Origin of the sequence: Pseudovibrio sp. JE062 (genome assembly GCF_000156235.1) — a bacterium.
Classification (GTDB): domain Bacteria; phylum Pseudomonadota; class Alphaproteobacteria; order Rhizobiales; family Stappiaceae; genus Pseudovibrio.
Genome location: NZ_DS996807.1, coordinates 205,671 through 227,187, shown reverse-complemented (window position 1 = coordinate 227,187; position 21,517 = coordinate 205,671). Strand labels below are relative to the sequence as shown.

At 53.6% G+C, this 21,517-nt stretch carries 20 protein-coding genes; 5 read left to right on the top strand and 15 right to left on the bottom strand.

All coding sequences use genetic code 11. The features are described from left to right. Positions 1-9: 9 nt before the first annotated feature. Both PJE062_RS08580 and PJE062_RS08575 read right to left on the bottom strand, forming a co-directional pair. On the bottom strand, positions 10-456 hold the full coding sequence (locus PJE062_RS08580) for a GNAT family N-acetyltransferase (RefSeq protein WP_008548687.1): 447 nt from the start codon (positions 454-456) through the stop codon (positions 10-12). A 74-nt stretch (positions 457-530) separates the two neighbouring features. Next, on the bottom strand, positions 531-1,067 hold the full coding sequence (locus tag PJE062_RS08575) for a winged helix-turn-helix transcriptional regulator (RefSeq protein WP_008548722.1): 537 nt from the start codon (positions 1,065-1,067) through the stop codon (positions 531-533). 40 nt (positions 1,068-1,107) lie between these two features. Here PJE062_RS08575 and PJE062_RS08570 point away from each other — a divergent pair, with 40 nt between their 5' ends. Next, positions 1,108-1,485, top strand: coding sequence for a VOC family protein (locus PJE062_RS08570; RefSeq protein ID WP_193384385.1), 378 nt, complete (start codon positions 1,108-1,110; stop codon positions 1,483-1,485). 213 nt (positions 1,486-1,698) lie between these two features. Here the strand turns inward: PJE062_RS08570 and PJE062_RS08565 are convergent, their stop codons facing one another. The 10 genes from PJE062_RS08565 to PJE062_RS08520 all read right to left on the bottom strand — a co-directional run bounded on the left by PJE062_RS08565 (position 1,699) and on the right by PJE062_RS08520 (position 13,022). Beyond that, on the bottom strand, positions 1,699-2,433 hold the full coding sequence (locus tag PJE062_RS08565; RefSeq protein ID WP_008548331.1) for a nucleotidyltransferase family protein: 735 nt from the start codon (positions 2,431-2,433) through the stop codon (positions 1,699-1,701). 31 nt (positions 2,434-2,464) lie between these two features. Beyond that, the gene (locus PJE062_RS08560) at positions 2,465-3,976 is read right to left on the bottom strand and encodes a bifunctional tRNA (adenosine(37)-N6)-threonylcarbamoyltransferase complex ATPase subunit type 1 TsaE/phosphotransferase (RefSeq protein WP_008548342.1); all 1,512 of its coding nucleotides are present in this window, start codon (positions 3,974-3,976) and stop codon (positions 2,465-2,467) included. A gap of 250 nt (positions 3,977-4,226) precedes the next feature. After that, on the bottom strand, positions 4,227-6,743 hold the full coding sequence (locus PJE062_RS08555) for a PAS domain-containing sensor histidine kinase (protein ID WP_208982221.1): 2,517 nt from the start codon (positions 6,741-6,743) through the stop codon (positions 4,227-4,229). A 317-nt stretch (positions 6,744-7,060) separates the two neighbouring features. After that, complete coding sequence (gene ahcY, locus PJE062_RS08550; RefSeq protein WP_037036486.1) at positions 7,061-8,461, bottom strand: adenosylhomocysteinase; 1,401 nt, start codon at positions 8,459-8,461, stop codon at positions 7,061-7,063. Positions 8,462-8,638: 177 nt separating this feature from the next. After that, positions 8,639-9,091, bottom strand: a complete 453-nt coding sequence (locus tag PJE062_RS08545; protein WP_008548228.1) for an NUDIX hydrolase — start codon at positions 9,089-9,091, stop codon at positions 8,639-8,641. 25 nt (positions 9,092-9,116) lie between these two features. Next, positions 9,117-9,401: an HPr family phosphocarrier protein gene (locus PJE062_RS08540; RefSeq protein WP_014283527.1), complete on the bottom strand. Its 285-nt coding sequence runs from the start codon at positions 9,399-9,401 to the stop codon at positions 9,117-9,119. 6 nt (positions 9,402-9,407) lie between these two features. Then, positions 9,408-9,812 (bottom strand): PTS sugar transporter subunit IIA, encoded by a 405-nt coding sequence (locus PJE062_RS08535; protein ID WP_008548522.1) that lies wholly within the window; start codon positions 9,810-9,812, stop codon positions 9,408-9,410. Between the two features lie 108 nt (positions 9,813-9,920). Beyond that, positions 9,921-10,415 carry an HPr kinase/phosphorylase gene (locus PJE062_RS08530; RefSeq protein ID WP_008548390.1) on the bottom strand — a complete coding sequence of 165 codons (495 nt, stop codon included), beginning with the start codon at positions 10,413-10,415 and terminating at the stop codon, positions 9,921-9,923. Further along, positions 10,412-12,241 carry a sensor histidine kinase gene (locus PJE062_RS08525; RefSeq protein ID WP_008548424.1) on the bottom strand — a complete coding sequence of 610 codons (1,830 nt, stop codon included), beginning with the start codon at positions 12,239-12,241 and terminating at the stop codon, positions 10,412-10,414. Before PJE062_RS08525 ends, PJE062_RS08530 begins: the two co-directional genes overlap by 4 nt. An 82-nt stretch (positions 12,242-12,323) precedes the next feature. Beyond that, on the bottom strand, positions 12,324-13,022 hold the full coding sequence (locus PJE062_RS08520; RefSeq protein ID WP_037036395.1) for a response regulator transcription factor: 699 nt from the start codon (positions 13,020-13,022) through the stop codon (positions 12,324-12,326). A 424-nt stretch (positions 13,023-13,446) separates the two neighbouring features. Between PJE062_RS08520 and PJE062_RS08515 the strand changes: the two genes are divergently transcribed. The 4 genes from PJE062_RS08515 (at position 13,447) to PJE062_RS08500 (ending at position 18,539) form a co-directional block, all read left to right on the top strand. Beyond that, the gene (locus PJE062_RS08515; RefSeq protein WP_037036393.1) at positions 13,447-15,057 is read left to right on the top strand and encodes a phosphoenolpyruvate carboxykinase; all 1,611 of its coding nucleotides are present in this window, start codon (positions 13,447-13,449) and stop codon (positions 15,055-15,057) included. A gap of 196 nt (positions 15,058-15,253) precedes the next feature. After that, positions 15,254-16,312 carry an XdhC family protein gene (locus tag PJE062_RS08510; protein ID WP_008548246.1) on the top strand — a complete coding sequence of 353 codons (1,059 nt, stop codon included), beginning with the start codon at positions 15,254-15,256 and terminating at the stop codon, positions 16,310-16,312. 1 nt (position 16,313) lies between these two features. After that, positions 16,314-17,942 carry an NTP transferase domain-containing protein gene (locus PJE062_RS08505; RefSeq protein WP_008548551.1) on the top strand — a complete coding sequence of 543 codons (1,629 nt, stop codon included), beginning with the start codon at positions 16,314-16,316 and terminating at the stop codon, positions 17,940-17,942. A gap of 381 nt (positions 17,943-18,323) precedes the next feature. After that, on the top strand, positions 18,324-18,539 hold the full coding sequence (locus PJE062_RS08500) for a hypothetical protein (protein WP_014283520.1): 216 nt from the start codon (positions 18,324-18,326) through the stop codon (positions 18,537-18,539). A gap of 137 nt (positions 18,540-18,676) precedes the next feature. On the opposite strand, the gene PJE062_RS08495 is transcribed toward PJE062_RS08500, so the two are convergent. From PJE062_RS08495 to PJE062_RS08485, 3 genes are all read right to left on the bottom strand, one after another. After that, positions 18,677-19,084 (bottom strand): F0F1 ATP synthase subunit epsilon, encoded by a 408-nt coding sequence (locus tag PJE062_RS08495; RefSeq protein WP_008548358.1) that lies wholly within the window; start codon positions 19,082-19,084, stop codon positions 18,677-18,679. A gap of 81 nt (positions 19,085-19,165) precedes the next feature. Beyond that, positions 19,166-20,590, bottom strand: coding sequence for a F0F1 ATP synthase subunit beta (gene atpD, locus PJE062_RS08490; RefSeq protein WP_014283519.1), 1,425 nt, complete (start codon positions 20,588-20,590; stop codon positions 19,166-19,168). 25 nt (positions 20,591-20,615) lie between these two features. Continuing rightward, positions 20,616-21,503, bottom strand: a complete 888-nt coding sequence (locus PJE062_RS08485) for a F0F1 ATP synthase subunit gamma (RefSeq protein ID WP_008548310.1) — start codon at positions 21,501-21,503, stop codon at positions 20,616-20,618. Positions 21,504-21,517: the final 14 nt, after the last annotated feature.

The window sequence follows — 21,517 nt, the reverse complement described above, 5'->3', positions numbered from 1 at the left end:
CGCATCATCTCAAAGCTGATCTTCCTGAACCAGTGGCTCCAATGCTTTGCTCAGAACTGAGTTGCCTTCTTTTGTTTCGAGAAGCTCCCAGGAACAGCCGGTGTAAAGGGCTGCATATTCCGTATAAACAAACAGCTTGGTTATGTTCTTCAAAGCAGCTGCCTTTTCGGCTGCTCTTATCAGTTTTGAAGCAACGCCTTGCCCCCGGTGTTCTGGAGCAACCAGCAACGCATTGATCCAGATAGAGTTCGTCGAGCTCTGAGGTTCTGGGGCTATTGTAAACGCCAGTCCACCGATAAGCTTCCCCTCCTCGCTTATAGACAGCAAGGGGGCTGGAGCTTCAAGACCGTTCTGCCCGGGGTCAACCGAGTCCATCTCCCCCCATTCCTGAGCAAACCAACCGCACAGCTGAGACAGAAAATGGGGTGCATCATCGGAACTCAGGATCAAGGTCATTTATGTCTCCGATGAGGGTCATGGTGCGTGGCGGACAGCAAAAAGCACGGTGTGATTTTATATCTCTGCCGCGCTTACACCCGCAAATCAATTGCTCTGTTGATTTGGATGCCCGTGTTGGCGGCGCAGTAGGTGGGGAATGGGACGCGTTGGGTTGTGTTGATGTCCCGCCTGATCCACTCCCTCTCTTCCAGCCTGACCAGTGAAGCTGACAATGCGCGGTCTGTGATCGTTGCCAGATCTGATCGGATTGATGAGAAGCGTTGCGGTGTGGCTGTCAGGGCCAGAATTGGCACTGTCCAGCTTTTGCGCAGCAGGGAGAACTCATTGTCATTGGGGACGGCGTTCACGATCCTGCTGGCAATTTCAGCGGCGCGAACACCTTTTGGCGTCAGGCGAAATTCCGGGCGCAACGGGTGGCCATGGCCGGGGTTTCGCTCCAACAGGCCGAGTTCCACAAGATGCTCAAGACTTGCAGCGAACGATGTACGGCTCGCCCCTGACGCAGCCAGCAGCGGAGCCTGCCTGCCGGGAACACCAGCGTGCAAGTGAGCCAGAATATTTAGAGACCAAGCCCGAGATGTGAGCTTGACAAGCGCCTTAATGTCCATAAAGTATAGTTACTTTATTTTTTACTGAAAGGGAAGTTTCATGTCGCTTGTTTCTTTGGAAAATACGATCACATTGTCAATCTCTGTGCGTGACCGCCACGCGAGCGCGGAGTGGTACAGCTCCATGCTTGGTTTTGAGTTGAAGCACCACATTGACGAAGCTGGCTGGAGCGAAATGCATACCAAAACCCCTGGCGTTACACTGGGTCTGGGCGAGCAGACCGAGCCGAAGCCGGGCAACACTGTGCCAGTGTTTGGCGTTGCTGATATTGAAAGCGCACGCGGAGCCATGGAAGGTGCTGGCGTGAAGTTCGATGGCCCTACTGAGACTATCGAAGGCATGGTCAGCATTGCGACCTTCTACGATCCAGACGGAAACGCGATGATGTTGGCGCAGGATCTGACAGTCTTTGCCTGATAACGAAGGATACTGCCCGTTTCGCGGTGTCCTATCGTTTTTAATGCATGCGCTGTGGTTTGGATGACTGAGCCGCAGCGTTTCGCGTGCCCGTATCGTGGACGCGTCGCATCCTCACTGCACAGCAGGCCATGCGGTGTGTTTTGCGCTTCAGTTTTTGGGAAGTGAGCTGAGGCGGCCCGCGTGGAGTTGCGGGCCTATCCTGTAGTGAGGTTAGTTGGCGCTGTTTGCGATTGCGCGTTCAGCGTCGTCCAGGCCTTGAGGCGTTCCAACGTGCAACCAGAGGCCATCGCCTTCAACACCAAAGAGGCGACCACTCTCAATTGCCTTATCGAACAGCACATTGAGAGAGAATGGGCCTTCCGGCGTATTTTTGAAGAGGCGCGGATGGATCATGGCAGTGCCTGAGTAGATGAACGGTGCTACGGAACGCTCATCGCGGCGTTCCAATCTGCCTTCGTTGTCCATCAGGAAGTCGCCTTTGCCGTCATAGCCAACAGCATTCACTGTTGGAGCAAGCAGCATCAGCATATCCATGTTTTCGTCATCCCAGGTCTCTACCAGCAGGTCGAGATTTGGCTTAACGCCTTCCAGCCAGAAGCTGTCGGAGTTTTTGAGGATGAACGGATCCGTTCCGAGCATTGGCAGGGCTTTTTTGATGCCGCCGCCAGTGTCCAGTAGCTCATCGCGCTCGTCAGAGATCTTGACGTCCAGCCCTTCGAACTTGCGGGCGTGGCTTTCGACCAGATCTGCCAGGTAGTGCACGTTGACAACGCATGTTTCGAGGCCAGCTTCCTTCAAACGGGATGCTGCGCGCGCAAACATCGACTTACCGTCCACCTCGATGAGGGGTTTGGGTGTGGTCGCCGTCAGGGGCCGCATGCGTTTGCCCAGCCCTGCGGACAAAACCATAGCCGCTTTAGGATGGAAGGAGATATCTTTAGGCATCGAGTTGTCTCTGTCGTTTTGTTCTCTTGTATCAGCTGTCACTCTGCCTCGTCTCATTTGACGAGAGTATGACGTTGAACATTGGTTTGAGGCTTACTTCCCCTAATTGTGCAAAGCACTGCCGCACGTAATTGCGGATGCGAGGAAGCATCTCCATGTATTTAGGTTTTCCGAGCTGCTTATCAAGACGTACAAAAGCCCCGAGGATTTTGGCATTGCGCTGCAAGGCCAACACAGCAACAGCATTCCGAAACGCCATTTCATCAAAAATGGGTTTATTCTTTCTTGCCAAGTCGCAATATCGTTGTAGCAAATGCTCCTGAAGGTCCTCCGGCATATCAACGCGGGCGTCGTATACGAGAGAAGCAACGTCGTAGGCAGCGGGGCCTACCATTGCATCTTGGTAGTCAATTAAACCTAGCTTATTGAGCCCGGCTTCTTCTGGCAACCACATGATATTCGGGCTGTGGTAATCCCGCAGAAGCATTGTTGGCTCACTTTGGAGGACAGGCTCGAGTAGTTCCTTCCATGCTTCCACGTAGTCTTTGCTTTCCTGCTCCGTTGCCGGTATGCCGTTGGCGTAGGGCAGATACCATTGCAGATAGAGGTCTGCTTCGGTGATTAGCACTTCAAAGTCGCAGGGCTTCAGCTGATGGGTTTTGCCGTCAGCGTGCAGTTCGGTGTTCCAATCACAGCTGTGTAGGCGTGCGATGTCGTCAATGGCCAGCTCGTAGCGTTCTTTTACGGCTTCACCGTTTTCGGTGATGATCTGGTCGCCAAAGTCTTCCAGCAGTGCCAGACCATTTTCCGGATCAGCTGCCAGACGCTTTGGAACGCGAAACCCTTGCTCGGCCAAGGCGTTGCCAATGGCGAAGAATGCGGTCACATCCTTGGCGCGGTGCACGGTTTCACCGTATGTCTTGCCGGAGGGCAGAAGCGGCTCTGACCCAGTTGGCGGACTATCCATAAAGACGACTGTCTCACCTTCTTTGTGAAGGCGAAAATAGGTGCGCATTGAGGCATCGCCCTGTACATGCTCGCGCTCTGCATCGATCCAGCCTGCATCTTTCAGCAGGGCACGGCGGGCGGCGAGACGATCAAGACGGTTCTGCCAGCTTTCTGAGTTGGCTGTGAGGGTGATTTCGCGGGTATCTGGCTCAGCGCCTTCGATCAGCTTCAGGTCCAGCGCTTCCGGCCAGTAGGATGGATCTCCCATCTCCGGCCATTCAATCAGCGCGACACCGGTTTCCAGATATTCATCGAGGCCCAGCTCTTCCAGCTCTTCCGGCTCTTCAATGCGGTAGAGATCAAAATGCGCGACAGGCATTCTGGTGAGGTCGTAGGTTTGGACCAGCGTGAAGGTTGGGCTTGGGACTTCCAGATGAGGATCAGCTGCCAGATGGCGCAGGAGCGCCCTGCTGAGCGTGGATTTGCCGGTGCCCAGATCTCCAGAAAGAGCGAGCACGTCTCCCTCTTTCAGCAGTTCAGCCAGATCCGCAGCAAAAAGCTCAGTCGCTCTCTGGTCTTCGAGAAGTACCTTCATTCAGTTCGCCTCACGAGCAGCTGCAGCAATCACATTCACGCAGGCTGCTCTCACCCTTTATCTTTACGCATGCACCTGAGTGAGCTTTAGCGCCGACCTCTCAAGATTACGTAGTCATCTGATAGAATGCACTGCGCCCTTCTGCAAAGGCGTGACGCATCCGGAATTCTTCAAGAGTAAGCACTTGCCAAAACCAGCAAGGGAACTCAAGCCCCAGAGGCCTTTATCTTTCTGAAAACTGAAGGATGAGTTATTCCGCCGCTTCCAGCGAATGGATGTGCGGCTCCAGCGGGAAGGTGCAATCCACTGTGGTGCCCTGCCCTTCCTCAGAGGTGATATCAACTGTACCACCGTGCAGCTCTACGAAGCTCTTCACGATGGACAGGCCGAGGCCTACACCCTGACGGTTTCCGCCTGCTCCGCGGCCCACAAAGCGGGAGAAGACCTGCTCCAGCATCTCCTGAGGGATGCCTGCGCCGTGGTCTTTGATGCGGAAGCGGATTTCGTTCTCTTCACGCTGACAGCTGATGTCGACCAGACCGCCTTTGTCGGAGTAACGGATTGCGTTGGAGAGCAGGTTGAACAAGACCTGACGGAGACGGCGTTCATCTGCTTTGAGGATGCCAATGTCATCCGGCATGTGTGTGCGCAGAGTGATGTCAGACTCGACCAGACGATCTTTTAGGCCTTCGACCGCCTCAGACACGGTCTGCGCCACATCCACCTCGGAGATCTCCAGTTCCATGATACCTGCATCAACGGTCGCCAGATCAAGGATATCGTTGATGATGTGCAGCAGTGCGGAAGACGACGACAGGATGTAGTCGGTGTATTCTTCCTGCTTTGGAGACAGATCGCCGAACTTGGCATCACCCAGCAACTGTGCAAAGCCAATGATTGTGGTCAGAGGAGAGCGCAGCTCGTAGGACACGTGCTGAATGAACGCGTTCTTGAGTTGGTCAGCTTCCTGCAGCGCATCGTTGGTTGCATGCAGGGCGCGCTCTACGTTGACCGTATCAGTGACGTTCACGAAAGTGAGCAGAGTGCCGCCATCTGGTAGCGGGACGGTGACGTAGTCGATGACCGATCCGTCAATGCGTTCCATCCGGCCTGAGACGCTGGTGCGGTTGTCGGACAGGCCTGTCACACCGCGCGCAAGCTCCTGCCAACGATCGGAATCGCCCATCAGCTCTCTGCAGTTGTCCAGCAGGTCATTGACGTGAGGAGCGCCTTCCAAAAACTCCTGAGAGAGGCCCCAAATCTCAGCAAAGGCTGGGTTGGAGAGGCGCATGCGTCCGTTGGAGCCGAACACGGCGACAGCTTCGGTCAAGTGGTCAAGCGTTTCACGCTGGACACGGGTGAGCGCGTTGAAGCGGCTTTCCAGATCAAGCTGCTCGGTGACGTTCTCGTAGAAGTACGTCACACCACCTTGCGGATGCGGGCTGGCGATCACGCGGAGGGTCCGGCCATCCGGCAGGTGCCACCAGAAAGCCTGTGCATCCAAGGCCTGGTAGCATTCCAGATGTTTGGTTCTCCAACCGCGATAGTCAGCCTGCTCTGGCAGTTTGCGAGCTGCGCGAAGGGCGTCGAGCAGCTCGCCTTCTTCCGGCTTGGTCTCCAGGAAGCTCTGATCGATATCCCAGAGGGACCGATAGGCTGCGTTGTAGAACTGGAGACGATGATCAGCGCCAAACACGGCCACAGGTGTTTGAAGCTGATCGAGCGTACGCGTATGGGACTCAAGTGTGCGGCGAAGCTGGCCCTGTACGCGTTCAAGCTCGGAAATATCCTGAGCAAGGCCGGCATTGCCGTGCTCAGAGTTTACGTCGGTCAACTCAAAGACGCGCCGCTCGCCCGCTGCCACAACTGGCATTGGTGAGTGATAGACACCATCAGTCTGGCGCATCATATTGAGTTTGTTGCGACCTTTTGCTTCCAACAGCTCAATCTGGTCATCAACCACTGTGCGGGTGCTTTCAGCCTCGACGGCATCCACATAAGCGGTGTTGACCCAGACAAGCTGGCCATGATGATCGCGCTGCCATGCAGGCCCCGGCAGTGCGTCCAACAGGCTGTGAAGCGAGGAGATCTGTTCGCGCAGCTCTTTGTTCTGCTCCGAAAGGCGCGCGCTAAGCTGGCGATCTCCTGTGAGGTCACGCAGGCGAAGGACTGCCAATCCACCAGCTGTGTGACCGGATGCTTCCAGATAAACCCCATCTATGGTTGTTAAGGTTAACCGGAAGACTTCGCCGTGGCCGCGCAAATGCTCGAGAAAAGCGCGCAGGGCCTCAGCAGATTTGACATCAAGCCAGGTTTCGAACTCAACCAGTTGCGAAAGACCGCCTGAGAGTTCCAGATTTTCTGGCAGATGTCCGGCAACGCCGGGATGTTTGGCCTCACCATCCCAGACCAGTAGCAGGCTATCTTCGGTCTCCAGCAAGCTTTCAAGGCGATCGATGCGCGCCATTGCGTCGGCTCTGTCCTGGCGAAGTTGCAGAATGGACAATGAGTCATTTCTGCGAATGCGAACGAGCACAACGGAGGCTGCGACAGCGTACAAGGCGATACCGGCCGTTGCCGCGACCCAGACAACCTTGAAGGCGTCAACCGAACTACCTGAAAGAGCTGGCAGAATATCCATAGCCTGAGAAAAACCAGCGGCACCCAGAAGAGCAAACACAGCAACGCCCAGCAGGTTCAGCACGAGCCTAAACCTTCTCCGCCACTGCACGCTAACACGCGCGTGTTTATGCCAGGATGCTGGCATGTTGTGCCCCTTTCTTCGCCGCCTCAAATTCATGACACACGCCGCATTGGTGTCACGAATCGCGAACAAGTCGCTCAACTGCCTAACTTAACGACTGATTCGACAATCAATGTAACCTGATTGAATTTTCGGAAGAAGAGGATCTTTACAAAAAGTAAACAAATTCTGTGGGCGAAATAATCATCCACTACAATTTATAGTAAGCCCAGCAAGCGCACCCCCAATATATTGAAAGTGAGCTCACTGGGCCTAGTAGAATTCATGGAGTTGTTAACGCTAAGTCCCTTAGCGTTAACAGCAAATGCGGACTGCCTGAATCAGTACTTGTAGTGCTCTGCCTTGAATGGGCCAGTTTTGTCGATGCCAAGGTAGTTGGCCTGATCATCGGTCAGCTCAGACAGGGTTGCACCGAGTTTCTTAAGGTGCAGGCGCGCAACCTTCTCATCCAGATGCTTCGGCAGAACGTAAACTTCGTTCTTGTAGTCTTCGCCTTTGGTGTGCAGCTCAATCTGCGCCAGAACCTGGTTGGTGAAGCTTGCGGACATCACGAAGGATGGGTGACCAGTCGCATTGCCCAGGTTTACCAGACGGCCTTCGGAGAGAAGGATCAGACGTTTGCCATCCGGATACTCGATCATGTCGACCTGAGGCTTCACATTGCGCCACTTGAAGTTACGCAGTGCAGCAACCTGAATCTCGTTGTCGAAGTGGCCGATGTTACAGACGATCGCCATGTCCTTCATGTCGCGCATGTGGTCAGCGGTGATGACGTCTTTGTTGCCGGTGGTGGTTACAAAGATGTCACCTTCGCCAATGGCCTGCTCCATGGTTTTGACTTCAAAGCCATCCATTGCAGCCTGCAGAGCGCAGATTGGGTCGATCTCAGTGACAATCACGCGGGCACCTGCGCCAGACAGAGACTGAGCAGAGCCTTTACCAACGTCGCCGTAGCCAGCAACCACAGCCACTTTACCAGCCATCATCACATCGGTACCGCGGCGGATGCCGTCTACCAGTGATTCACGGCAGCCATAGCGGTTGTCGAATTTGGACTTGGTGACGGAGTCGTTCACGTTGATTGCAGGGAATGGCAGATCGCCCTTCTTCTGCATTTCATAAAGACGCAGAACACCTGTGGTGGTTTCTTCAGAAACACCCTGAATGTTGCCCTTAACTTTGGAGTAGAAACCCGGATCTTTTTCGAGGCGGCGCTTGATCGCTGCGAAGAGCGCGGTTTCTTCTTCATTCGACGGGTTGTCGAGAACAGATGGGTCTTTCTCAGCTTTTGCTCCGAGAAGAATCATCAGAGTTGCGTCGCCGCCGTCATCGAGGATGAGGTTTGCGGTTTCACCATTACCCCAGTCGAAGATCTTGTCGGCATAAGACCAGTATTCGTCGAGGGTTTCGCCTTTTTCAGCGAAGACAGGAATACCAGCAGCAGCGATTGCAGCAGCGGCCTGATCTTGCGTGGAGAAGATGTTACAAGACGCCCAGCGGACTTCCGCACCCAGTGCAACGAGGGTTTCAATCAGAACCGCTGTCTGAATGGTCATGTGCAGGGAGCCAGCGATGCGTGCGCCTTTGAGGGGCTTGCTTGCACCAAACTCCTCGCGGCAAGCCATCAGGCCTGGCATCTCGGTTTCGGCAATTTCAATTTCAGTACGACCCCACTCTGCAAGTGAGATGTCTTTGACGTAGTAATCTTTAGACGCAGTCATTAAATCTTCCTGAATGCCCGGGCCCATAGTCCCCTCCCGCATGGTTGATGAGCGCTCGCAAAATGAGCGATCACTGCACGCAGTTATACATCACAGAGGAAGTAGAAAGCAATAAAGATATAAAGGTTTCTTTATATCCGACTAAAATACAAGCATCCTGCAGATGAGCAGATCAGCTCAGACCTTCTCTGGAAGATAAGGCTCTAGAATTTCGAGGATATTTTCAGGAAATACAGTCAGAGAGGTGGTTTCCAGCTCTTCGCGCGTCCACCAGCGATGGCTTCTCATCACCTGTGTTTCCAACTCAGTATGATTGGAATAGTCGATTTTGGAGTGGGGTACTGTGACGAGGAAGAAATGCTCTTCGGCATCGACAGTTTCACCGGATGGTGTCTGGAAGATGGCTCTTCCGATGTGAATCTTCTCAGTGACGGGCTCGGTGATTCCGGTCTCTTCCAGAAGTTCACGGCGGGCGGCTTCTTCAAAGCTCTCGCCCGGTTCAATGCCACCGCCAACGGTGGCCCAGTAATCCTGCCCTTTGAGAGGGCCTTTATCGAACTTGAAATTGAAGAGCAAAATTCGGTTTTGAGGATCAACTACCAACAGACGTGCGGCTGGACGTTTTTTCATCGGACCCTCGAAACGCTCGAATTGCTTAGTCTCTCTCGCCGAAGCCGTCTTCTACTAGATGCGTGATCGCGGAGAGGGCTTCTTCTTTCTGATTGCCGGTAACGACAACGTGGATGGAGCATCCCGGGCTGGCTGCAAGCATCATCAGGCCCATGATGGAGGTTCCACCTACTGTCTGTCCGTCTTTGGAGACTTTAACATCGGCATCAAAAGTCTCAACCAGCTTGACCAGCTTGGCTGAGGCGCGCGCGTGCAAACCACGGGTGTTCACGATGGTCAGGTCGCGAGCTAGCACTGTGCATTCATCCATATTTTCTTAGCCTTGCCCGGACAGAACCTGCGAAGCTACGGAGATGTACTTCTGTCCTGCGCTGCGGGCTTCTTCTACCGCTTCGGCAAGCGATTTCTCGTTGCGAACGCTTGCCAGTTTTATGAGCATCGGCAGGTTTACACCAGCTACGACCTCTACGCTACCACCATCCATTACAGAGATAGCGAGATTAGAAGGTGTACCGCCAAACATGTCGGTAAGAAGGACGACGCCAGAGCCATCGTTGACAGCCTCTACTGAACGCAGGATATCCTGACGACGTTGTTCCATATCGTCATCGGGGCCGATGCAGATGGTTGCTACCCGGTCCTGTGGACCTACAACATGCTCAAGAGCCGATTTGAACTCTTCTGCCAACCGACCATGGGTGACAAGAACTAGACCAATCATATATTTCCCGCGAACTAACAGAGTGTCTACTCTATGGTTATTCCAATCCTACTTTGTTGAAGGACACGCTGCAGTGCAAGAAAAATCAGCATGCTCATACACAGAGGGCTAATAGTTGTGCACTGGATTAGTAAAAATAAGTGCATTTGCGAGCCGAAGAGCCGCTAAATGATCTTCCTTCGGTACTTGCTGTCGAATTAATTTGACTGAGCAAAGTTCACAGGTTAGCGCCTGCTCCTCCGGCAACCTGTCGATTTCCTCTCGGGCTTCCAGATCCAAAACCATATGGATTACTGCCGTATCAAGATAGGGAACCTCGACAATGCCGAAACCACGCAGCTCGGCCTTTCCCTTAATTGAATTTGGGCAAGAGCCTATTAAGCGACCATTTTTCTCAGCAATATAGACGCGATCATCTGCAACCAAGGCTGCAAAGCTGCCTTTCAGGTGGGCACGCTGTATCAATTCCAGCGCCAAAGCGGACTTGCCGGTTGCTGAGGGGCCACGGATCAGAATGCCTTTCGTGCCAACCACCAGACAGGTGGCGTGTATCGCCTGACCTTCTGCTGCCTGTACACTTTGCTTCTGATCCAGTGTGGTCATGAGGTTGTTTTCGCCCTCAGCTTGATTACGAAGCGGGCGCCTAGAACTTTCTGCTCCTGCCCAGCTTCCTCAGAGGTTCGGTTCATCACCGAGATCTCACCTCTGTGAGCTTCGATGATCTGGCGGCAAATTGAAAGCCCCAGACCGGAATTATTGCCGAAGCCTTCGTTTTCAGGCCTATCCGTATAGAAGCGCTCAAACACGCGTTCGCGGAGCTCTTCCTTGATGCCTGGGCCGCAATCCTCAACCCAGATGATGATCTGGTTGCTCTTGCGCTTGGCCGTGATCGTGACCGGCGTACCTTCTGGCGCGAAGGAACGGGCATTGTCGATCAGATTATTGATGACCTGGCCGAGGCGCTGATCATTGCCGTGGATCTGGAACTTGTTCTCTGGCTTAGCAGGATCAAACTTCAGGTCCACATGGGCAACTTCATCACATGCCCGTTCGTTGGCAATGGAGACAACGGCATTCAGCAAGGTTGCAATGTCGACATCATGAGATTCTGCACGGGACATCTCGGCATCGATGCGTGAGGCCTCGGAGATATCGGTAATGAGGCGGTCCAGTCGCTTCACGTCATGCTGGATGACGTCCAACAAGCGTTCGCGGGATTGTTCTGTTTTCGCCAGCGGCAGTGTTTCAACTGCACTTCGGAGCGAGGTAAGCGGGTTCTTCAGCTCATGGGCAACGTCTGCTGCGAAGCTTTCGATGGCGTCCATACGGCCATACAGAGCCTTAGTCATGTTTCGCAGTGCACGCGCCAGATGGCCGATCTCGTCGTAGCGATCTTCGAATTCCGGGATCTCTTCACGCGTGTTGATGGCGGACTGCACCTTCTGCGCGGCTTCTGACAGACGGCGAACCGGGCCAGCAATGGTGCCTGCGAGCAGAACGGAGAGGATCATCACCACAACGGCGGCGACGATAAAGATCTTCAGGATCGCGTTGCGCTCTGCGGCGACGATGTCGTCAATGTCTCCGCCCTGCGTCGACAGGAGGAGCGCGCCTAGAACACCGCGGAAGCGCTGAATTGGCACAGCAACGGCGACAACCATCTCACCTTTGGCGCCGACGCGCACCACGGAAGCTGGAGAACCAGCCAGTGCAGCTTCTACTTCAGGGTACTCGCGGCCTTCGGTGCGGCCTACTTCTTTATAAGGCGGGTACTCGCCACGACGGATCCAGAGCTTCAGCTCCTCCCACATCTTCTGGAAGAAGGGATCGGTGCTTTCGTCCGGTGGTGGCAGATCGAAGCGGAAAATCTGATTTTGGGCGTGGAGCTGGCGTGAATCCAGCATCAACATGCCTTCAGGATCGTAGATCCGCGCTCGTGTCTTTGTGGGCGAGATCAGTCGCCTGAGGATTGGGCCTACGATCTCAGGATTGATTGGAAAGTCGAGGCTTCCGAGCGTCGAGCGGGCACTGGTTGATTCTCCGGCTTCCAGACGCAGCAGCTGCTCCGGGTCGACCATGAGAGAATCACCGTCACTTGTCGTTGAAGCCGCAATGGCGCCTGCAATGATCTCACCCTGAACCAACAGTGACTGAACGCGTGCATCAATCAGTCCGGCCTGAAACTGGTTCAGATACAGAATGGAGATCACCATCGCCAGAAGACCGACGAGGTTGAGCACCAGAATACGGCGTGTCAAAGAAGAAAAGACATAGGTGCCAGCAAGCGAGATCCAGCGCGTGAAGACGCGTTGGCGCACTTGCCTGCGTCCCAACCATCGGAACGCACCTGTGTGTTGCGGATCAAGAGTTTCAGAAGCTTCTGCAGCTTCGATGTCTTCCCGCTCTTGTTCTTCTTTTTTGTCCGACATTCGCTCTTATCGAATTCTCAGGAACGCTTGCTCTTGAGCTTTTTCCAACTCTGAGACAGCCCGACCAACGGGCCGCGTGCGATTAGTTTTCGCGGAAGCGATAACCTACACCGTAGAGTGTTTCGATCATATCAAAGTCATCATCAACCACTTTGAACTTCTTGCGAAGACGCTTGATATGGCTGTCGATGGTGCGATCGTCAACATAGACCTGATCGTCATAGGCCGCATCCATGAGGGCATTACGGCTTTTCACAACGCCCGGACGCTGAGCAAGAGCAAAGAGAATCAGAAACTCGGTTACAGTCAGAGTGACTGGCTTGGCGAGCCATGTGCAGGTGTGGCGTTCTTTATCCATCACCAGATTGCCACGCTCCAGCAGCTTGGAGGTTTCGGTGGCAGCACTTGCAGCATCGCGAGGCGCAGCACGACGCAGCACAGCCTTTACACGCTCAACCAACAGGCGTTGAGAGAATGGCTTACGGATGAAGTCGTCAGCGCCCATTTTGAGGCCAAACAACTCATCGATCTCGTCGTCTTTGGACGTCAGGAAGATCACTGGCAGATCGGACATCTGGCGGAAACGGCGCAGCAGCTCCATTCCATCCATACGTGGCATTTTGATATCAAAAATGGCAAGGTCCGGCGGATCAGCCTGGAGCCCTTCCAGTGCTACTGTTCCATCCGTATAGGTTTGGACCCGATATCCTTCGGCTTCCAACGCAATCGAGACGGATGTCAAAATGTTACGGTCATCATCGACCAGAGCAATCGTTGGCATATCAGAGACCTTATTCCTCTCTTGCACGCTTCGCTACATTGTTTGGATTTGAGATTAACTTGCGCGATCCCTAATCCTGAAATGCGGCAAAACGCTGTTATAGCAAGGTATTTGGAAAATTTCCTTATTTAGCGCCACTTTTGACAAAGTTTCGCCTGCCAAGTGCCACGTGTTCTTCATGAAGTGTATCGTTAAACGCTTAAAAGTGAAAACCAAGTTTGCCGCGAGTTTATTTTTATAAGCAAAATAAATCTATGCCAGCAAAAGGTCTTATTTCAATCGGTTTAATAGAAAAACGCAGGATTTCTGGTCTTGCTTTTCTAAGTATGACTGCCCCATCCAAGGGGCGTTATCGCTAAATTCACTGGCGCGATGCCATTGAATGACGCAAGGTAAATTGTGAGCCGATTAAGGACTACTGAACATGAAAGAGTTCGGACTACGGAATTCCGCGTTTGGGTGTGACACCTTCGGACTGAAGGGCCTCAAGAGTGTGTATTGGAACCTGACCGAAGCTGAACTTTATGAGCATGCTATCAGGAATGGTGAAGCACAGATCGCCGCGGGCGGCGCACTTTGTGCAGAAACAGGTACTCACACAGGACGCTCTCCTAAAGACAAGTTTGTTGTTCGTGACGCCAAGACCGAAGATACGATCTGGTGGGACAACAGCGGTGCAATGACCACCGAGCACTTCGACGTGCTTTTGAACGACATGCTGGCCCATGCTGAAGGCATGGAGCTGTATGTTCAGGACCTTTATGGAGGCGCTGACCCTGCGCATCAGCTGAACGTTCGCGTTTATAACGAGCTGGCTTGGCACAACCACTTTATCCGCAACATGCTCCTTCGCCCGTCCCGCGAAGACCTGAAGAGCTTTGAAGCAGAGATGACCATCATCGATCTGCCAAGCTTCAAGGCTGATCCAGAGCGTCATGGTTGCCGGAGTGAAACGGTTATTGCCTGTGATCTGACCAACAAGATCGTTCTGATCGCTGGCACCGCTTATGCTGGTGAAATGAAGAAGTCCGTCTTCTCCATGCTGAACTACATGTTGCCAGAGGATGGTGTGATGCCGATGCATTGCTCCGCGAACGTTGGCGATAACGATGATGCAGCTGTCTTCTTCGGCCTTTCCGGCACTGGTAAGACCACGCTTTCCGCTGATCCGTCCCGTACGCTGATCGGTGATGATGAGCATGGCTGGGGGCCGGATGGCATCTTCAACTTTGAAGGTGGCTGCTACGCGAAGACCATTCGTCTTTCTGCAGAAGCTGAACCAGAGATTTTTGCGACCACGCAGCGCTTCGGCACCATTCTTGAGAATGTTGTACTGGATGAAGCTCGTGTTCCTGACTTTGATGATGGCTCCAAGACTGAAAACACCCGCTGCTCTTACCCAATTCACTTCATTCCAAACGCGAGTGAGACTGGCCGCGCAGCGCATCCTAAAAACATCATCATGCTGACGGCTGATGCGTTTGGTGTTCTGCCTCCAATTGCGAAGCTTTCCGGTGCGCAGGCGATGTACCACTTCCTTTCCGGTTACACGGCGAAGGTTGCTGGCACTGAGCGTGGTGTGACTGAACCGCAGGCGACATTCTCCACCTGCTTCGGTGCGCCGTTCATGCCGCGTCATCCATCAGAATATGGTGCTCTGCTGAAGGACCTGATCCGTGAGCACGATGTTGACTGCTGGCTTGTAAACACCGGCTGGACTGGCGGTGCGTATGGTGTTGGCCACCGTATGCCAATCAAAGAGACCCGTGCACTGCTTCGCGCTGCATTGGACGGCTCTTTGAACGCTGCCCAGTTCCGTAAGGACGAAAACTTCGGCTTTATGGTTCCTGTTGCTGTCCCAGGTGTTGATACCAGCATTCTGGATCCACGGAGCACCTGGAGCAATCCATCCGAGTATGACGTACAGGCTGCAAAGCTGGTCGACATGTTCGCTGCGAACTTCCAGATCTTCCAGGATCACGTTGATGATCTGGTTCTGAATGCGGGTCCAATTACCAAGATTGCTGCTGAGTAATCGGCATCAATCCCCCGAAGGAGCGCTGGAGCGAAAGTTCCGGCGCTTTTTTTGTTTTAATGAACACTGTTCTGTTGTTGCATCCCCTTGAAGAAGCAGGCTAGGCTCCTCATTCTATTTAGGCGTATTCTCTAGGGACGTCAGTTTGCCCGTTCCCGGAATGCGTCGAGAGACCCTAATTATTCGCGAGCCTGCCATGTCTGTTGCTACCCTGCCTCAAGAACTAGCCCAAAATCTCGATGTCCTTGGTGTTGCTGAACGCTGGCAGGATGAAGGTCGCCTGTTGGTTCTCGCCACGGTTATTGAAACCTGGGGCTCTGCACCGCGTCCGGTGGGCAGTCATCTCATCATCGATGGCAATGGTGAGTTTGAAGGCTCGGTTTCAGGTGGCTGTGTGGAAGGTGCTGTGGTGGCTGAGGCCATGGAAGTGCTGGAAGACGGCAAAGCGCGCAAGATTGAGTTTGGCGTTGCCGATGAGACAGCGTGGCGTGTAGGGCTTTCCTGTGGTGGTAAGATCGGTGTTTATCTGCAGCCGCTGACCTCTGAAGCTGATCATGGTCATATCCGTCTGCTAAACGCCTCTAAAGCGCAGCGCCAGCCTGTTGCGCTGCTAACCAATCTGGAAACCGGATTGTCCTCTGTGATGCTCTACGGAGATGATGCAGAGGATTCTGCGCTGGCGGATGCTTTTGAAAGTGGTGTTCGCAGTGGCAAGTCCGGTCAGGTTCAGTCGGCAGCCGGTGAAGAGTACTTCCTGAGCATGCAGGTGCCAGCGACGCGTATTGTGGTTGTTGGCGCAGTTCATATAACGCAAGCGCTGGTTCCGATTGCACAGACTGCCGGATTTGACATCACCATCGTTGATCCACGCACTGCTTTCGCCTCGGAAGAGCGGTTCCCGCATGTGCCGTTGCTGGCTGAGTGGCCGGAAGAGGTGATGGATCAGTTGAAGCTGGATCCTTTCACGGCAGTGGCTGCTGTTACCCACGACCCGAAGATTGATGATTTGCCGCTGATGGAAGCGCTCAAAGCAGGCTGCTTCTATGTAGGCGCTCTTGGGAGCCGGAAGACCCATGCAAAGCGGTGTGAGCGTTTTCTGGCGGCTGGCCTGAGTGAAGATGACCTTGCCCGCATCAAGGCGCCGATTGGGCTTGATATTGGCGCGGCGAACCCTGCCGAGATTGCAGTCGCTGTGCTGGCAGAGATTATCGTGACCTTGCACGGCACCAAAGCAGAGCAGAAGAAGGCGGGCTGACGTGAAATTTGGAAGCAGAGCAGCCGAAGAGAGCATTGAGTGCTACCTCGCCCACTCCATCAAACATAATGGCCTTTCCTTCTCCAAGGGGCATCAGCTGACTGTGGAAGACGTCAACCAGCTGATTGCTGCTGGGTTTGCTGACGTAACCGTTGCTCAAGTAGAGGACACGGACCTGCATGAGGATGAGGCGGCGGCGCTGCTGGCCAATCATGCCTGCGGGGATTCTGTGTCTGCTTCTACCCCGTTTACCGGGCGTGCGAATCTTTACGCCACACACAGCGGTGTTTTGCAGGTTGACGCGGAGAAGGTGACGGAAGCCAACTTGATTGATCCTGCCATCACCTTTGCTTGCCTGCCGCCTTTCACGGAAGTTCGTGAAGGACGGATGCTGGCGACGGCGAAGATCATTCCGCTGGCGGTGGATCAGCAGCTGGCACAAGAGGCGGCGGAGAAGATCTCTGCTGCGATTTCAATCGCTGCGTATTCTCCGAAGTCGGTTGCCGTAATTTCAACGACGCTGCCGCATCTGAAAGAGACGACGATCACGAAGAGCCTGCGTGTGTTGCAGGAGCGGCTGGACATTGCAGACAGCACAATCTCTGCTGATCTTCGTGTGCCTCATGATGAGGCGGCTTTGATCAACGTGTTGAACACGGAGCAGGTTCGGGATGCGGATCTGGTGGTTGTGTTTGGTGCTTCCGCTGTGGTGGATCAGGGAGATGTTATCCCGGCGGCTATTCAGGCAGCTGGGGGAGAGCTGGTTCATTTCGGGATGCCGGTTGATCCGGGCAATCTGCTTGTGCTTGGCGACCTTGACGGCACGCCGGTGATTGGTGCGCCGGGGTGTGCACGTAGTCCGCAGGAGAACGGCTTTGACTGGATCCTGCAGCGTTTGCTGGCTGATATCAGCGTCACACGCCGAGACATCATGTCTATGGGTGTGGGTGGGCTTCTGAAAGAGATCCATAGCCGCCCGCAGCCGAGAGACCATCCCCTCTCTGAAGATCCGGATAAAACTGTTTGCAGCGGTGTGTTGCTTGCAGCGGGTAATTCTTCTCGCATGGGACAGCACAACAAGCTGCTGGCTCTGATTGATGGGAAGCCGGTGGTGAGGCATGTTGCTGAGCACGCGCTTGCCAGTGACTTGAGTGAGTTGATTGTGGTGACCGGTGCGATGGCCTCCAAGGTGGAAGAAGCACTTTCCGGTCTCCCAATCCGATTCCGCCATAACGCTGACTTCGATGAGGGCATTTCATCCTCCATCAAAAAGGGCGTTGAAGGCGTGGCTGAGCAGTCGAATTCTGCGCTCATCCTGCTTGGTGACATGCCGTTTATTTCGACAGAGGACATCAACACGCTGCTTAAGAGCCGAAGTGTGACGCAGGATCAGCTGATTGGTGTTTCGACAACACGGGGAAAGCGTGGCAATCCGGTGCTGTGGGATCGGGCCTTCTTTGAGGATTTGCTTTGCTTGCGCGGGGACATTGGCGGCAAGCCTATCATCCAGCAGAACCCATCAGTGGTTTACACCGTAGAAGTTGGCGAAGCAGCGCGGCGTGATTTGGATGACCCGGAGGCACTTCACAGTGCGGGTGGCATACTAGGCAAACACTCCGAAAAGCCATAATTCGCCACAATTGATGAATCAATTTGGCGCAGAAACCACAATGTTTCCGTAGAACTCTCGCGGTGGTTAATATTGGTGCATACACATGACAATTGCTATCTGATTGTTTTACTTGCAAATTTCAAAATCAGAAAAATTTTCTATCCAGATTTTCTTGTGTAAGCATTTTTACACAGCTAAAAATATCTGGCTATTTGGAAAGGGGAGAGATAATCTTTTTCCCGTCCGGTAAATTTGTCTGCTTTTAATGCAGCAAAAGAAAATTCCGGTGATCCCATAATCAAAAATGGTTCCATTGATCCAACGGCGAGCATGGCTTTCACGCTCCTCCCGCGTGCATGCAGGCTTTGATCTATGGCTCCAAAGAACAAGGGTAGGTAGATGAAAGCACCAGTTATGCCGAAAGCGGGCCAGTGCAAGTGGACTGAAGGCGACAGCGGAAGTTACACTTTCCCATGCACCAACCGCGCTGAGAATGGCTCCTACTGCGAGTATCATCGCACGATTGTTTATGAAACACCTGAGCAGCGTAAAGCACGTGCTGAGGAAATGCGCGCAGCTAATGCGGCAGCTAATAAAAAGCGGATCGCAGCCTAATCAACTGGGCTGTGTACCCCTTCCCTGCGCCCTTATGCATTTTGCTATAAATCGCAGGCCCTGTTTAATCTGCACTGCAGATACAAAAAAGCCTCGGCACTGCCGAGGCTTTTGTTTTTCTTGGCATCGAAATGCAATCAGGAAGCTTTGAGGGCTGCCTGCAGCTCCTGCAGCTGGGAAAGTACCAGCCGTGCAGCCTGACGTGCATCTTCGTCCTTTGCATCAGCTACATCTTCACTCGCATCTTGAATCTGCTGTGCGATGTAACCTGCATCAAGATCGGCCATCGGGATCGCCTGTTCCGCCAGAACAGTCATGCCAGACGCGGAAACGTCAGCAAAACCACCCCGCACGAAGTAATCGTGCTTGGAACCATCTTCGCTGAGCGCTTTAACAACACCCGGACGCATGGTTGACAAGAACGGCGAGTGACCAGCGCCAACACCAAACTCACCTTCAGAACCAGGTACAGTTACATCGGTAACCTTAGCTGAGAGCAGAAGGCGCTCTGGTGATACTAGCTCAAACTGAAATGCTTCAGCCATTTAGCTCATCCTCTATCCGTTTCTAAGAGTGACGCAGGTTATGCGCCACCCAAAGAAGTCACCGGTTCAAAAGAACCGAGATTAAGCAGCGTCCTCAGCCAGTTTCGCAGCTTTCTCGATTGCCTCATCCATAGAGCCAACCATGTAGAATGCAGCTTCTGGCAGGTGGTCGTATTCACCAGCAACGAGGCCTTTAAAGCCTTTGATGGTGTCTTCGAGCGCAACCAGTTTACCTGGGGAACCAGTGAAGACCTCAGCAACAAAGAACGGCTGGGACATGAAGCGCTCGATCTTACGTGCGCGCGCAACAACCAGCTTATCTTCTTCAGAAAGTTCATCCATGCCAAGGATGGCGATGATGTCCTGAAGTGACTTGTAGCGCTGAAGTGTTTCCTGAACAGCTGTCGCAACTTCGTAGTGCTCGTCACCGATAATGCGCGGGTCAAGCATACGAGAGGAAGAGTCCAGTGGATCCACAGCAGGGTAGATGCCTTTTTCAGCGATCGCACGGTTAAGAACCGTTGTCGCGTCCAAGTGAGCAAATGTGGAAGCAGGTGCAGGGTCAGTCAAGTCATCCGCAGGAACGTAAACGGCCTGTACGGAAGTGATAGAACCCTTGGAAGTGGTCGTAATACGCTCCTGCATGCCGCCCATGTCGGTAGCAAGTGTAGGCTGATAGCCCACAGCAGAAGGAATACGGCCGAGAAGTGCGGACACCTCAGCACCAGCCTGGGTAAAGCGGAAGATGTTGTCCACGAAGAACAGAACGTCCTGGCCTTTATCACGGAAATCTTCCGCGATGGTCAGACCAGTCAGAGCAACACGTGCACGTGCTCCTGGAGGTTCGTTCATCTGACCGTAAACAAGAGCAGCTTTAGAACCTTCGCCGCCTTTTTCCTTGTTAACGCCGGACTCGATCATTTCCCAGTAAAGGTCGTTACCTTCACGAGTACGCTCACCAACACCAGCGAATACAGAGTAACCGCCGTGTGCTTTAGCAACGTTGTTGATCAATTCCATGATGAGAACTGTTTTACCAACGCCCGCACCACCGAACAGGCCGATCTTACCACCCTTCGCATAAGGAGCGATAAGGTCAACAACCTTAATACCGGTTGGAAGGATCTCAGCTTCTGTAGACTGCTCTACGAAAGCAGGAGCTTCCTGGTGGATGCCGCGCTTGGCATCATGTTCAATTGGACCAGCTTCATCAACAGGCTCACCAATCACGTTCATGATGCGGCCCAGAGTGCCGTCACCAACTGGAACTGCGATAGGTTCGCCAGTGTCACGTACTTCCTGACCGCGGACGAGACCTTCGGAAGCGTCCATGCAGATTGTACGTACTGTGTTTTCGCCCAGATGCTGAGCAACTTCGAGAACCAGACGGTTACCGCCGTTGTCAGTTTCCAGAGCGTTCAGAATTGCAGGGAGTTCACCATCGAAGTGAACGTCGACAACAGCGCCGATTACCTGCGTGATCTGTCCGACTTTCGTGTCAGCCATCACTTAAATCCTCGTCTCAACTCGGTCAGAGCGCTTCCGCGCCCGCAATAATTTCAATCAGTTCCGTCGTGATCTGTGCCTGACGCTGACGGTTGTACGTCGTTGTCAGTTTGTCGATCATCTCGCCGGCGTTGCGCGTTGCGTTGTCCATTGCGGCCATACGCGCGCCCTGCTCGGAGGCACCGTTTTCAAGGATTGCGCTGAAGATCTGAATACCGATGTTGCGTGGCAAGAGAGTCTCAAGGATCTCCTGTTCACCCGGCTCGTATTCGTACAGTGCATCCTCAGAGGAACCGTTATCAGCATCACCAGCAGAGTCGAACTGTGCCGGAATAAGCTGTTTTGCGGTCGGAACCTGACTGATTACCGATTGGAATTGCGCGTAGAACAGTGTGCAGACATCGAATTTTTCGTCATAGAACATTTCCATAACGAGGTCAGCGATGTGCTTGACGTCACCGTACTCGATCGATTTCAGACCGCGCAGTTCGATATTCTCTACAATGTGCTGGTTGTAACCACGCTTCAGGGCGTCGTAGCCCTTCTTACCAACGGTGACGATCTTGACCGTCTTACCTTCAGCAAGGAGTTTATCAGCATGTTCACGTGCCAGACGTGCGATTGACGAGTTGAAACCACCGCAGAGGCCACGCTCTGCTGTGCAGACGAGGAGCAGATGTGTCTGATCCTGTCCGGTACCCGTCATCAGCTTCGGCGCATCATCTCGACCTTCGAACCCAGCTGCAAGATTGCCAAGTACTGTCGCCATGCGTTCAGCATAGGGACGACCGGCTTCTGCAGCATCCTGGGCACGACGCAGTTTCGCCGCGGCCACCATTTTCATGGCCTTGGTGATTTTCTGCGTCGCTTTGACCGAAGCGATGCGGTTTTTTAGGTCCTTGAGGCTCGCCATGGGCGCTCTCGTTC

Coding starts and splice junctions, on each gene's coding strand:
- PJE062_RS08580 (WP_008548687.1), bottom strand. CDS start 456: ATGACCTTGATCCTGAGTTCCGATGATGCACCCCATTTTCTGTCTCAG.
- PJE062_RS08575 (WP_008548722.1), bottom strand. CDS start 1,067: ATGGACATTAAGGCGCTTGTCAAGCTCACATCTCGGGCTTGGTCTCTA.
- PJE062_RS08570 (WP_193384385.1), top strand. CDS start 1,108: ATGTCGCTTGTTTCTTTGGAAAATACGATCACATTGTCAATCTCTGTG.
- PJE062_RS08565 (WP_008548331.1), bottom strand. CDS start 2,433: ATGCCTAAAGATATCTCCTTCCATCCTAAAGCGGCTATGGTTTTGTCC.
- PJE062_RS08560 (WP_008548342.1), bottom strand. CDS start 3,976: ATGAAGGTACTTCTCGAAGACCAGAGAGCGACTGAGCTTTTTGCTGCG.
- PJE062_RS08555 (WP_208982221.1), bottom strand. CDS start 6,743: ATGCCAGCATCCTGGCATAAACACGCGCGTGTTAGCGTGCAGTGGCGG.
- ahcY (WP_037036486.1), bottom strand. CDS start 8,461: ATGACTGCGTCTAAAGATTACTACGTCAAAGACATCTCACTTGCAGAG.
- PJE062_RS08545 (WP_008548228.1), bottom strand. CDS start 9,091: ATGAAAAAACGTCCAGCCGCACGTCTGTTGGTAGTTGATCCTCAAAAC.
- PJE062_RS08540 (WP_014283527.1), bottom strand. CDS start 9,401: ATGGATGAATGCACAGTGCTAGCTCGCGACCTGACCATCGTGAACACC.
- PJE062_RS08535 (WP_008548522.1), bottom strand. CDS start 9,812: ATGATTGGTCTAGTTCTTGTCACCCATGGTCGGTTGGCAGAAGAGTTC.
- PJE062_RS08530 (WP_008548390.1), bottom strand. CDS start 10,415: ATGACCACACTGGATCAGAAGCAAAGTGTACAGGCAGCAGAAGGTCAG.
- PJE062_RS08525 (WP_008548424.1), bottom strand. CDS start 12,241: ATGTCGGACAAAAAAGAAGAACAAGAGCGGGAAGACATCGAAGCTGCA.
- PJE062_RS08520 (WP_037036395.1), bottom strand. CDS start 13,022: ATGCCAACGATTGCTCTGGTCGATGATGACCGTAACATTTTGACATCC.
- PJE062_RS08515 (WP_037036393.1), top strand. CDS start 13,447: ATGAAAGAGTTCGGACTACGGAATTCCGCGTTTGGGTGTGACACCTTC.
- PJE062_RS08510 (WP_008548246.1), top strand. CDS start 15,254: ATGTCTGTTGCTACCCTGCCTCAAGAACTAGCCCAAAATCTCGATGTC.
- PJE062_RS08500 (WP_014283520.1), top strand. CDS start 18,324: ATGAAAGCACCAGTTATGCCGAAAGCGGGCCAGTGCAAGTGGACTGAA.
- PJE062_RS08495 (WP_008548358.1), bottom strand. CDS start 19,084: ATGGCTGAAGCATTTCAGTTTGAGCTAGTATCACCAGAGCGCCTTCTG.
- atpD (WP_014283519.1), bottom strand. CDS start 20,590: ATGGCTGACACGAAAGTCGGACAGATCACGCAGGTAATCGGCGCTGTT.
- PJE062_RS08485 (WP_008548310.1), bottom strand. CDS start 21,503: ATGGCGAGCCTCAAGGACCTAAAAAACCGCATCGCTTCGGTCAAAGCG.